Annotated in this window: 7 protein-coding genes; 3 read left to right on the top strand and 4 right to left on the bottom strand. The window is 59.9% G+C overall.

Annotated elements, in window-relative coordinates; translation table 11 throughout:
- The first annotated feature begins 26 nt into the window (after window positions 1–26).
- The 3 genes from GF423_RS05070 to GF423_RS05060 all read left to right on the top strand — a co-directional run bounded on the left by GF423_RS05070 (window position 27) and on the right by GF423_RS05060 (window position 4,298).
- Complete coding sequence (locus GF423_RS05070) at window positions 27–1,340, top strand: hypothetical protein (RefSeq protein ID WP_154327329.1); 1,314 nt, start codon at window positions 27–29, stop codon at window positions 1,338–1,340.
- A 1-nt stretch (window position 1,341) separates the two neighbouring features.
- Window positions 1,342–3,030 carry a hypothetical protein gene (locus GF423_RS05065; protein WP_154327328.1) on the top strand — a complete coding sequence of 563 codons (1,689 nt, stop codon included), beginning with the start codon at window positions 1,342–1,344 and terminating at the stop codon, window positions 3,028–3,030.
- Window positions 3,031–3,098: 68 nt separating this feature from the next.
- Window positions 3,099–4,298, top strand: a complete 1,200-nt coding sequence (locus GF423_RS05060) for a glycosyltransferase (RefSeq protein WP_154327327.1) — start codon at window positions 3,099–3,101, stop codon at window positions 4,296–4,298.
- A gap of 115 nt (window positions 4,299–4,413) precedes the next feature.
- Here the strand turns inward: GF423_RS05060 and ychF are convergent, their stop codons facing one another.
- The 4 genes from ychF to GF423_RS05040 form a co-directional block, all read right to left on the bottom strand.
- On the bottom strand, window positions 4,414–5,514 hold the full coding sequence (gene ychF / locus GF423_RS05055) for a redox-regulated ATPase YchF (protein ID WP_154327326.1): 1,101 nt from the start codon (window positions 5,512–5,514) through the stop codon (window positions 4,414–4,416).
- Between the two features lie 232 nt (window positions 5,515–5,746).
- A complete protein-coding gene (locus GF423_RS05050; RefSeq protein ID WP_154327325.1) occupies window positions 5,747–7,606 on the bottom strand; it encodes a glycoside hydrolase family 13 protein in 1,860 nt (619 codons plus the stop codon).
- A gap of 42 nt (window positions 7,607–7,648) precedes the next feature.
- Window positions 7,649–9,601, bottom strand: a complete 1,953-nt coding sequence (gene pulA, locus GF423_RS05045) for a type I pullulanase (RefSeq protein WP_154327324.1) — start codon at window positions 9,599–9,601, stop codon at window positions 7,649–7,651.
- Between the two features lie 64 nt (window positions 9,602–9,665).
- Window positions 9,666–12,353, bottom strand: a complete 2,688-nt coding sequence (locus tag GF423_RS05040; protein ID WP_154327323.1) for a 4-alpha-glucanotransferase — start codon at window positions 12,351–12,353, stop codon at window positions 9,666–9,668.
- Window positions 12,354–12,416 lie beyond the last annotated feature (63 nt).

Genomic DNA, 12,416 nt, shown 5'->3' with positions numbered 1-12,416 from the left:
AGCTTAGTAGCGAGAGGGGGACTGCAATGAGCAATGACAAGGCTGGCATATATCAGCGGGTGCTGTTCACCGTGTTTTGGGTGATTGCCACCTTCGGCTTTGTCAACGACGAGATTCTGCCCTTCATCTCCAGTCTGCGGTCGCCGCTGTTCTTCCTGCTCGACTTCACGATTGTGGGGCTGGGCCTGCTCACGATGCGCGAGTCGCGGTGGGCGATGGTCTCGATAGGCATCTTCACGCTGCTCTCGCTGCTGGTGACCGTGATACTCAACGGCTACTCGCTGCTGTTCTACATCAACGGCTACCGCGAGTTTGTGGGCATTGCCTATTTCTTTCCCATCATTCGCTATTTCAACAATACCGAGGAGCGGCGTGCACGCTTTGTGCGTGCATTCGACAAGAACCTGTACATCTTCCTTGTGATACAGGCCTTGTGCATCACTTTTCAGTTTTTCAAGTATGGCGCAGGCGACCAGGGTGGAGGCTCGTTTGGCCAAAACTACTCGGGAGTGGTGTCGCTTTCGATCTATGCCGTATCGTTCTACTTGATGCAGAAGCGTGTAGACCGTAATGATTTCTTCAACAGCTTGTGGGCCAACAAGTCGCTCATCTTCTTGTTGTATCCCACGTTTCTCAACGAGACCAAGGTGAGCTTTTTGTTGCTCCCTTTGTACTTCTTCCTCTTGATGCCCATCGACCGCAAGATGTTTATGCGCATCGTCATCTCGGTGCCCATTGTGGCCGTTGTGTTTCTATTGGGCGATATTGTATACTCCTCGCAGGAGAGCGGAAAAAATGATTTCTTGTCGAAGGAGTACCTGACCGAGTATCTCATAGGCGATATAGAGGACCCCGAGGGCGACGCCCAGTACAACCTTGAAGAGAACTCGGCCACCGACTTGCCGCGTTACCTCAAGTTTGTGCTCATGCAGCAGCTCGATGCCGAGCATCCGGGCCATGTGCTCACGGGCTTCGGCGTGGGTCAGTTCAAGGGCGGCAGCCACATGGAGCGCTCGTCGCTTGCCGATGAGTACGACTGGCTCTTCTTCGGCACCATGCCCTATGCTTTGCACGTCTACATCCAGCTGGGCGTGCTGGGCCTGCTGTGGATGGTGTTCAACTTCTGGGTCATGTTTACCGAGCATCCCGTGGGCTACGGCCGTCGCAACAAGAACCTGCAGCTCTTTTTTGTGCTTGTCGTGCTCATTGTGCTTGTCTACAACGAGGCGTTCCGTGGCCCCGAGTTCAGCTTCTTCTTTGCCTCGATACTTGCCACGTCGTGGCTCAAGACCGAGCCTGCCGCCGCGTCGCAATCGACTCCTGTTTTAAAACCAGCATAATATGAAAAAGGCGATAATGCTATTGTCGGTCATGTGTGTGGCCGTATCGTTGTTGTTGCTCCCGAGCCAGGTTGCGGCAAGCACCGTGACCCTGCGAGTGAGCCAGTTGCAAGGCAACCTCACGGCGGCCCTGCGCGAGCGTGCTGCCCACCTCGGCCCTGCCGACCACCTGGTGCTCTACTTCGACCGGGCCGGCACGTTTACCATCGAGGGCACGGTTGAGTTTGCCTGCAATGTCGAAATCAAGGGGCTGGGCGTGAAGAAAACCACCGTCGTGCTCGACAACGGCACCGACAGGGCCGGCTTCAAGGCTTTCTTCGACGATACCTTTTTTAAGGTGAGCGCCAGCACGAGCCAGCCCCTGGCTGTGTCGATACACGACCTCTCGGTCAAGCTCAAGGACCACAACGGAATATGGTGGAATGGCGCCGAGAAGTATGCCTTCAAGCTGTGCAACTGCGCCCCAGTGAGCATCGAGCGCTTCAACTGCACGTTGCGCAACGCCGTGTGCACCAACGTTGACCTGCGCGCCTGCTCCAATGTGACCGTGCGCAACTGCACGCTCACCAACTACAACAATTGCACTACGGGCGGCGTGCTGTGGCTGCGCGGTCAGATGCACGACATCGACATCAGCGCCAACACGTTTTACAAGTATGGCAACGACGAGTGCGTGGCCTTCTTCGGCGCCGATGCCCCTGTGCCGGGCGACATCAAGCGCTACAACATAAAGGTGGCCGACAACGATTTCTACTATGTGAACCGCGGCAATGGCCCTGCCGACTTGGTAAATGGCGTGTTTTTTACCTATTACGTCGGTACCTCGACCCCGGCCACCGTTGGCTGCGCGAGCAGCAACGTCGACATCTCGGGCAACCGCTTCTACATGCAAGGCTTGTGCCACACCATCATGGGCATCACCTTCAGCGAGCGCGACACCCACGACAATGTGGTGATTGCCAACAACTATATCGAAAACAGCCCTGTAGCAAGCGACCAGAAGATTAGGCATTGCGACTACGAGGTCACCGACCTCAACGCGGCACGCATTCCCATCACGTTCAGCGGCAACACGACCGTCAACAATGCGGCCTTTGTGGCCCCCTGGGGCGCCTCGGGCTACTGCCACCTCATGGTGCATGGCGGCGCCATCGTCGACCTGGGCAAGAGCTCGCTCACCGACAATGTGGCGACCAGCAGCCTCACTACACAGCGCCTGGGGTGCCGGCTCCTGAGCTTTGACAACGCAGGCGGCACCGTCAACATGACTGGCAACTCTTTCTCGGGCCTGGGCATGCTGGCCTCGATCGACTATGGCGACGGCATCGACGGCAAGGTGACCATCAATGCCGACAGCAACGTCTTCACGGGCGACACGCGCATCTATTGCCGCAATGTAAAGACGGTCGACCTCAACTTTGTGGGCAACACCTTCAACAGCACCACCAGCAACTTCTTCCTGCAGGAGTTTGCCCAGCAGGGCTCGCTGGTCTTCGACGGCAACATGGTCAACACGCCGGGCAACGGCCAGCTCATGACCCACTGGGACAACAACGACAAGGCTGCCCGCCGCTTCAACAAGCTGCAAGTGCGCAACAATGTGTTTACGGGGGTCGACGGAGAGCGCACCCTGCTCCAGCCCATCACCAACGTGCGCTCGCGCAGCGTGGCCGGCAACGTCTATCGTTGAAAGTGCACTGTTGCATAATAAATCCACCTTGGTTGCGTTAATATTAGAACGCTTAAGATTTCCCGACTATGGCTCAACGTGTTTTACTCGTCAACAAGTTCTACTATCCCCGTGGCGGCGATTGTGTGGTCACACTCAACACCGAGCGGTTGCTGCGCGCCCACGGCGTCGATGTGGGTGTGTATGCCATGCAGTATCCCCACAACGTTGAGTCGCAGTTTTCCCGCTACTTTGCCAGCCAGATTAGCCTCGATGGCGGCCTTGGCGCCAAGTTCAAAGCCCTGAAGCGCATTATGGGCCTGGGCGACATCAAGCGCTCGATAGCCCGCGTGCTCGACGATTTCAAGCCCGATGTGGTGCACCTGCACAACGTGCACAGCTACCTGTCGCCCGTAGTGGCCCAGATGGCCCACAACCGTGGCATCAAGGTGGTGTGGACCCTGCACGACTACAAGCTGCTGTGCCCGGCCTACACCTGCCTGCGCGAGGGCAAGCCCTGCGAGCAGTGCTTCGGGAGCAACAAGCACCCGGTGGTGGAGCACCGGTGCATGAAACGCTCGATGGCAGCCAGCGTCGTGGCCTGGGCCGAGGCCAAGCGCTGGAGCCGCGCAGTGCTCGAGAAGTGTGTCGATGCCTGGATATGCCCCAGCCAGTTCATGGCCCGCAAGATGGAGCAGGGCGGCTTCGACAGTGGCAAGCTCAAGGTGCTGTGCAACTTTGTCGACCCACTGAAGCTCGAGAAGTTTAAGGCGCAGCACGAGCAGCCGCGCGACGACTTCTACTGCTATGTGGGGCGCCTCTCGGCCGAGAAGGGCGTGTCGACACTGCTACAGGCTGCTGCCTTGATGCGGCGCGAGGTGCGTGTGGGCGGCTCGGGCCCGCTCATCGACGAGCTGCGGCACGATTTCTCGTCGTTCCCCAACATTCACTTCCTGGGTCAGCTCGATGCCCAGGGCGTGAGCGACCTGCTGGGCAGGGCGCGCTTCTCGGTCGTGCCCAGCGAGTGGTACGAAAACAACCCGCTCAGCGTCATCGAGTCGCTGTGCTCGGGTACCCCAGTGGTGGGCTCGCACATAGGCGGCATACCCGAGCTCATCGTCGACGGGTGCGGGCTCACCTATCCTTGTGGCGATGCCAAGGCCTTGTGCGATGCCATGCGCCAGGCTTGGAACACCGGCTGGGACCACGATGCCATCAAGCACCGGGCCATCGAGCGCTTCTCGCCCGAGGCCCACTATGCACAGCTGCAGGCCATATACGACGGTTGATCGCCTCTGAGGCCATGCGCTGAGCAACACGCCAAGAGAGAAAATAATGCGGGCGGCTTGGAATGAGCATTTTGCTTCCAAGCCGCCCGTGCTGTTTTGTATCGGTACCGCGATGCTACACGTTGAAGCGGAACACCACAATGTCGCCGTCTTGCATCACGTAGTCCTTGCCCTCGATGTGCATCTTGCCGGCCTCTTTCACGGCCGTCTCGCTGCCATAGTCGATGTAGTCCTGGTACTTGATGACCTCGGCCTTGATGAAACCGCGCTCAAAGTCGCTGTGTATCACGCCGGCACACTGTGGCGCCTTGCTGCCCTTCTTGAAGGTCCAGGCGCGCACCTCCTTGGGGCCGGCCGTGAGGAAGGTCTCGAGGTTGAGCAGGGCATAGGCACTCTTGATGAGGCGGTTCACGCCGCTCTCCTTGAGCCCGATCTCGGCCAGGAACTCCTGGCGCTCCTCGTAGGTTTCCAGCTCGGCAATCTCGCTCTCGGTCTCGGCGGCGATGACCAGCACCTGGGCATCCTCGTCTTTCACCGCCTCGCGCACGGCGTCGACATAGTGGTTGCCGCTTGCAGCGCTCGCGTCGTCGACGTTGCACACATAGAGCACGGGCTTGTTGGTGAGCAGAAACAGGTCGTGGGCAATCTTTTCCTCCTCCTTGCTGTTGAGCTCCACCAGCCGGGCGCTCTTGCCCTGCGAGAGCACCTGCTCGTAGCGCTGCATCACCTCATATTGCATCTTGGCCTCGCGGTCGCCGGCCTGAGCCTGCTTCTGCACGCGGCCTATGCGGCTCTCTATGGTCTCCAGGTCGCGCAGTTGCAACTCGGTGTCGATCACCTCCTTGTCGCGCACGGGGTCGACTGTGCCGTCGACGTGGGTCACGTTGTCGTCGTCGAAGCAGCGCAGCACGTGAATGATGGCATCGGTCTCGCGTATGTTGGCCAGAAACTTGTTGCCCAGGCCCTCGCCCTTGCTGGCGCCTTTCACAAGGCCGGCAATGTCGACAATCTCGACGGTGGTGGGCACGATGCGCTCGGGGTGCACAAGCTCGGCCAGCTTGTTGAGGCGATCATCGGGGACGGTGATCACCCCCACATTGGGCTCGATGGTGCAGAAAGGAAAGTTTGCCGATTGCGCCTTGGCGTTCGACAAGCAGTTGAACAGAGTGGACTTGCCCACGTTGGGGAGTCCCACAATACCACATTGAAGTGCCATAAATGATTGTATTTTTTTGAATTCCGACTGCAAAGGTACTGCAACCCGAGCGCAAAACCAAACTAATTGTCCCGTAATTTCACCTGCCCCGCGTCTCGCTCCAGCCGGCACCACACCTCACGTCGTGCTCTCGGGGTCAAGTGAAAGAACCCGGGGGACAAAAAAACGGCACCCCGATGCCTGCCTTTGCATTGCGGCCATCGGGGTGCCGGTGTGATTGCTATAGAAATGGTCAGAATTCCAGGATGAGGGCCTCGCGGGGGGCGAGGTTGTAGTCCCGTGTCAGGTCCACGATCTTGCCTGTGGGCACGTCGCGGGCTGTGGTGGCGCCCTCGATGACCTCGGCATAGCGGTTCACGCTCAGTGTGGCTGCCTTGCTGGTGCCGTTGAGCACGGTCATCACTTTCTTGCCCTGGTAGCGTCGGGCGACGACATAGACGCCGCCATAGGGGCAAAATTGTGTCATTGTGCCTTTGGCGATCACGTCGTTGTGCTGGCGCCAGTGCAACACGGCGCTCAGCCAGTCGAACATGTCGTTTTCCTGGGCCGTGCGGCCCTCGCGCGTGAAGCAGTTGCGCTTGTCGCCGGGGAAACCGCCCATGAAGTCCTTGCGCACATTGCCGTCGGTGACCTGCTTGGTGCCGTTCATGAGCACCTCGGTGCCGTAGTAGAGTTGCGGTATGCGTTTCACGGTGAGCAGCAGGGCCAAGGCCTGTTTCAGGGCCTGCACGTCTTTGCCGTCGGCCAGGAAGCGGTCGGTGTCGTGATTCTCGATAAAGGCCATCACGTGGCTGGGATCCTTGTAGAGGTAATCGTAGACAAAGCTGTTGTAGATGCGGTTGTAGCCTTTCCACCAGCCGTCGGTTTCCTCGTTTTTGGCCGAGTCGAGTTTCTCGTAGAAGGAGAAGTCCATCACGGTGGGCAGGTAGCTGTTGTCGTTGCTCAGGGGGGAGTCCTTCTGCCAGGCGGCGGTGTAGGCAGGCTCGGTGACCCAGGTCTCACCCACCACGTTGAAGTTGGGGTACTCGTCGTTGAGGCGCTTCATCCAGCGGGCCATGGGCTGCTTGTAGGCATAGGGATAGGTGTCCATGCGTATGCCGTCGATGCCCACGGTCTCAATCCACCACACGCTGTTCTGTATGAGGTAGGTCATCACGTGGGGGTTGTTCTGGTTGAGGTCGGGCATGGTGGGCACAAACCAGCCCTCGAGGGTCTCTTTCTTGTCGACCTGGCTGGCATAGGGGTCCATGACGGGGGTGAGCTTGTAGCTCGTCTGCATATACTTCTGGTAGCCGGCGGGCCAGTTGAGCCAGTCCTTGGAGGGCAGGTCTTTGAGCCAGGGATGGTAGAGGCCGCAATGGTTGAATATCATGTCCATCACCACCTTGAGCCCGTGCTGGTGGGCCTGGGCCACGAGCTGCTTGTACTCGTCGTTGGTGCCAAAGCGGGGGTCTACCTTGTAGTAGTCGGTGGTGGCATAGCCGTGATAGGTGCTGAAGGTGCCGTTCTCGTCGGGGCTGTTGTTCTCGAGCACTGGAGTGAACCACAAGGCGGTCACACCCAGCTGGTCGAAGTAGTCGAGGTGCTGCTCTATGCCTTTGAGGTCGCCGCCGTGCCTCAGGCTGGGCTCGTTGCGGTTGCAGGTGTAGGGCTGCATGCCTGCGAGCTGGCCGTTGCGCGGGTTGCCGTCGGCAAAGCGGTCGGGCATGAGCATGTAGAGCACATCGGCAGCGGTGAAGCCCTGGTGCTGCTCGCCGCTCATGGAGCGTGCCTTGAGCTCATATTTCACTGCCTTGCGCTTGCCGTTGTGGCTGAAGTTGAGCGTCATGGCCCCGGGTTGGGCGTCTTTCACGTTGAGATACACAAGCAGGTAGTTGGCGCTCTCCACGTTGACCACGCTGTCGATGCTCACGCCCGGGTAGTTGGTAGTCACCTCGGCACCCTTGATGCCCTTGCCGTAAATCATGAGCTGCAGCGAGGGGTCGTTGAGGCCGGTGTACCAGTTGGGCGGGTCGATGCGGTCGACATCGACGGTGGCTGCACCGGCTGCCATAGCTGTCATTATCATTGCCGAAAGAAGTATTTTTTTCATCTTTATTTTGTTTGTCTTGTGATTGTGAATGTGTTTCTTTTGTTACTGGTGCATGATCAATGCCGATTGGGGGGCCACCTCGACGGCCGAGCCGTTGAAGGTGCCCATGCCGCCGGCATCGATCTTGCCGCCTGCTGCCACCACGGTGTACCAGCCTTGCGGCACCTCGACCCTGGCCGGGGTGTTGCGGGCATTGAGCACTACATAGATGTTGCTCCAGTTGTCGCCGCCGGCGTGGTCCTTGAGGCAGAAGGCCACCACGCAGTCTTGCGTGGGCAGAAACTCGAGGTGGCGGCGCACCAGTTCGGCCTCGCCCAGCCTGAAGGCCGGGTGAGCCTTGCGCAGGGCCAGCAGCTGGCAGTAGTAGTTCCACACTTGCGGGTGCAGCAGCTTGCCGTTCCAGTCGAGCTGGTTGATGCTGTCGGGCGAGTTGAAGCTATTGTGCACGCCTTTCTTGTCGCGCATCATTTCCTCGCCGCTGAGCATGAAGGGCACGCCCTGCGAGGTGAACACGGCCGTCTGGGCCAGCATGTCGAGGCGCTCCAGCTCGTCGCCGGCGATGCCAGGCAGCTCGGTGCGCAGGCGGTCGACGAGGCACATGTCGTCGTGACAGCTCACATAGGCAATCATCTGGGTGGGCTGCAGGGCCCAGGGCTGCTTGCTGTAGTTCACCTTGCTGTAGTCGACCTGGGGGTGGGCGATGCAGCCGGCGATGCCGGCCTTGATGCTCTCTTCCTCGCCGGCGATGCCTGCCAGGAAGGCGCCCTTGTGGTCGTCGTTGAAGGGTCCGCGCAGGGCGTCGCGCATCTCGTCGCTGAAGGCGGCTATGCCAGGCATCTTGGGCAAGTTGGCCTTCACGCCCAGCTTGCTGGCGGGCAGGGCGCATGAGCCCGCGCTCCAGCCCTCGCCGTAGATGAAGATGCCGCTGGGCAGCTCGTGGCGTATTTTATTCATGGTTGCGATGTCGTGCACGCCCATCAGGTCGAAGCGAAAGCCGTCGATGTGGTACTCGTCGACCCAGTATTTCACGCTCCTGAGCATGTAGTCGCCAAAGATGCCCTCGCTCTTGGTCTCGTTGCCGCAACCCGAGCCGTTGCTGTAGCTGCCGTCGGGCAGCTTGCGGAAGATGGCGTCGGGCATCGTCTTCTGGAACGAGTTGCCCTCGATGCTGAACATGTGGTTGTAGACCACGTCGAGTATCACCTTGATGCCGGCTCGGTGCAGGGCCTGCACCATGAGCTTGAACTCGCGTATGCGTGTGACAGGGTCGGCGGCATTGGTGCTGTAGCTGCCCTCGGGCACGTTGTAGTTGAGTGGGTCGTAGCCCCAGTTGTATTGTGGCACATCGGGCTTGCTCTCGTCGATAGAGGCGAAGTCGAACGACGGGAGCAGGTGCACGGCGTTCACACCCAGTTGCTTCAGGTGGTTGATGGCCCACGGCTCGGTCAGCGCCAGGTACTTGCCTGGATACTGGCTCGACTGCCGCTTGACGTGGATCGCGGGGTCGAGATTGATGTTGCGGGCTATCGAGAAGTCGCGGTGGTGCAGCTCGTAGATCATGAGGTCTTTGCCGGCAATGTCGGGGCCGCGGTCCTGGGCCCAGCCCTCGGGGTCGGTGTCGCGCATGTCGACGACGGCGCCGCGCTGGCCGTTCACGCCCACAGCCTGGGCTTCGGGTCCAGGGCACTCGCCCAGGAAGTGCTGGCCATATTTCACATCGAGGGTGTAGAACTTGCCCTTGAGGTCGCCCTTGAGCGTGGCCTCATAGGTGGCCAGCTGCCCCTGCTTGTGGCCCACGCGTTTCATCTCGACGGTTTTCACCGCCTTGCCGCCTGTGCCCTGGTTGTAGATGCGCAGTACCACGGCCTTGGCACTGGGCAGGGTGTGGAGCTTGAAGGTGGACTGGCGCGGGGTGTAGACGACGGGCTGCCCCGTGGCAGCCGTTGTCGCAAGTAAGGTCATGAGCGCAATGAGTAATAGTTGTCGTAGTTTCATGTGATGGGTGTTGGTTGAGGATTGCGGTTGAATGTGTGTGTGCGCGCGCTTCCAGAGCGTTGGGCTACAAGCGGCCGCTCTGGGCGATGAGCTTCTTTACCTTGGCATTGAAGCTGTTGTCGGCCATGAGCTGCTCGATGCTCTTGTGCATGCGATAGCGCCAGTAGTAGCGCGGTATGGCAGGCACATTGATGCGCTCGTCGTTCTCGTCGGCCAGCCGCTCGTCCTCGTCGATGGCCGTCCAGTCCTGGAACGAGAGCAGGCACAGCATCGACGGGCAGTTGAGGTGATTGGCCACGACCTGCTCGGCAAGCCACCCGGGCATGGGGTGGGGAGCTGGGCCTTGCTTCCACAGTACCTCGTTGTAGTATTCCTGGGCAATGTTCCAGTCCTCGTCCCACCACTGGCGCATGGTGGGCATGTCGTGGGTCGAGATGGTGCTCACCGAGCGGTAGGGATTGTTGGCCAGCACGCCAAATTTCACGTGATTGTCCTTGGGCATCGACTGAATCTCGAGGCTCAGGATGCGCAGCTCGTTGATGACCCAGGGCACGCACGCTGGCACCATGCCCAGGTCTTCGGCACACACGAGCATGCGGGTGGCCTCGACCAGTCGAGGCAGCTTCTTCATGGCCTCGCGATACCAGAAGTCGTTGTTGCGGCGGTAGAAGTAGTCGTCGTAGAGCTTGTTGAAGGCGGCCTTGTCGCTGTCGTAGAGCGACTCGTAGACGAAGGCGTGCTGCACGGCGATGCGCGGGTGGAACTTGTAGGGGTCCTTGCGGTCGCGCACAAAGAGCACGTCGGCTGCCAGCGACATGAGCGCTGTGCACAGGTTCTTGTCGTCTTGGCTGTCGCGGCCCTTGAAGGCCTGCTGTATCTTGCGCTGGGTGTCGTAGTCGGGTTTCAGGCGGTAGCGGTCGCCCCAGGTGTGCTCCAGGTATTTCTCTTTCACCTCGCCGGCGCGGTCGTGGAAGGTGCGCTCGAGCGACCAGTCGGTGATGAAGGGCTCGGTGAAGTAGTCCTGGAAGTGGAGACCGTAGCCCTCGATCTGCTCGCGGGTCATGCCCAGTGCCGGCGAGAACTGGCCCAGCAGGCCGCTCACGGCATCGATGGGAATCTCCCAAATGCGGAAGAAGCCCAGCACGTGATCGATGCGGTAGGCGTCGAAGTACTGTGCCATCTTGGTGAAGCGTCTCACCCACCAGGCGCAGCCGTCCTTGAGCATCTCGTCCCAGTTGTAGGTGGGGAAGCCCCAGTTCTGGCCGTCGGTGGCAAAGGCGTCGGGCGGGGCTCCGGCCTGGCCGTTGAGGTTGAAGTAGCGGGGCTCAACCCAAGTCTCCACGCCGTCGCGGCTCACGCCGATGGGGATGTCGCCCTTGAGTATGACGTGGCGCTTGCGGGCATAGTCGTGGGCCTGGCGCATCTGCTTGTCGAGGTTGTATTGCACATAGTACCAGTAGGCCACTTTCTTGTACTCGCTGGTGCGGCTGTTGGCCATGGCGGCGCGCAGGCTCTCGTCGAAGGTGCGGTGCTCGGGCCACTTGCCGAAGCTGGCTGTGCCGTAGAGGTCGCGATAGTGGCAGAAGGCTGCATAGGGCACAAGCCACTGCTTGTTGGCCTCGAAGTATTGCTTGAAGTCGGCCGTTTTCATGGTCTTGGCGCCCTCTTGCTTGTAGAGCTCTTCCATGTAGGCCAGCTTGGCCTGGTTCACGCGCTCGTAGTCGATTTTGGGCAGCGCGTTGAGCTCGGCCTGCAGCTTGCTGTAGTGCTGGCGACGGCTGGCGTCGGCCAGCTGCGGCAACTGCCGCAAGTCGATGTATTGCGGGTGCAGGGCGTAGATGCTGACGCAGTTGTAGGGGTAGCTGTCGGTCCAGGTGTGGGTGATGGTGGTGTCGTTGATGGGCAGCACCTGCAGGGCCTTCTGCCCGGTCGAGGCCACATAGTCGATCATGTGCTTGAGGTCGCCGAAGTCGCCCACGCCGAAGCTGCCTGCCGTCTTGAGCGAGAACACGGGCACCACGGTGCCGGCTATGCGCCAGTCGCCTATGGGGAAGCCGGCTGTGGGCAGCTCATAGACCACGCAGTCGCCCTTCTTGAGCTCGGGCAGCGTCACGGTGCGGTTGCCGTCGACTTCCCACAAGATGGTCTTGTCGTCGCGGTTGCTGAAGGCTACAAACTTGAATTCTATCACGTTGCTCTTGAGCTGGCTGGCATCGAGCACGGCCACCCACTCGTTGCGCGAGTGCTCGGCCATGGCTATGGCCTTGAGCACCGACCAGCTGCCCAGCGCCTGCCCGCTGCCCACCAGGGCAAGGCGGTCGCCGGCGCGCAGCTGCGGCGCGCACACCTTGAGTATCACTGTAGTGTCGTAGTCGGTGACCGGCACGGTCACGGTGTCGCGGTGTGCCAGGCACTCGGTGATGGCCGAGCTGTAGTGGTAGCTGTCTTGGGGAATGTCGATCCAGTGGTCGAAGATGGTGACGCGCGTGGCCTTGCTGGCTGCCAGGTCGAGCAAGTGGCGCTTGCCTGCCCACTCGTGACGCTCGAGGCGGCCGTCGCACTCCACGCTGTAGTAGTATTCTATGCTCCTTGCACTGTGAGCAGCCGGTGCCAGGGTGGTCTCGCACGTCCATGTGTGGCCGTTGACGGTGGCCATTGCATGCTTCGAGACGTTGCCGCCTGTCCCCACGATGTTCAACACGATTTCCTCGCCGAAATAGGTGTTGTAATCCAGATAAAATTTCAGTTTCATTTATGTTAGTGTATTATGAGTTCGATTAACCATGTAAAATTACAAAACAATACTCGTTCATTG

The organism is Sodaliphilus pleomorphus, assembly GCF_009676955.1.
Taxonomy (GTDB): domain Bacteria; phylum Bacteroidota; class Bacteroidia; order Bacteroidales; family Muribaculaceae; genus Sodaliphilus; species Sodaliphilus pleomorphus.
This window is presented reverse-complemented; position numbering and strand designations above follow the sequence as displayed.

Bases quoted from the DNA above. Each gene is read 5' to 3' on its own strand.
- ychF (WP_154327326.1), bottom strand. From the start codon at position 5,514: ATGGCACTTCAATGTGGTATTGTGGGACTCCCCAACGTGGGCAAGTCC.
- GF423_RS05065 (WP_154327328.1), top strand. From the start codon at position 1,342: ATGAAAAAGGCGATAATGCTATTGTCGGTCATGTGTGTGGCCGTATCG.
- GF423_RS05040 (WP_154327323.1), bottom strand. From the start codon at position 12,353: ATGAAACTGAAATTTTATCTGGATTACAACACCTATTTCGGCGAGGAA.
- GF423_RS05060 (WP_154327327.1), top strand. From the start codon at position 3,099: ATGGCTCAACGTGTTTTACTCGTCAACAAGTTCTACTATCCCCGTGGC.
- GF423_RS05050 (WP_154327325.1), bottom strand. From the start codon at position 7,606: ATGAAAAAAATACTTCTTTCGGCAATGATAATGACAGCTATGGCAGCC.
- GF423_RS05070 (WP_154327329.1), top strand. From the start codon at position 27: ATGAGCAATGACAAGGCTGGCATATATCAGCGGGTGCTGTTCACCGTG.
- pulA (WP_154327324.1), bottom strand. From the start codon at position 9,601: ATGAAACTACGACAACTATTACTCATTGCGCTCATGACCTTACTTGCG.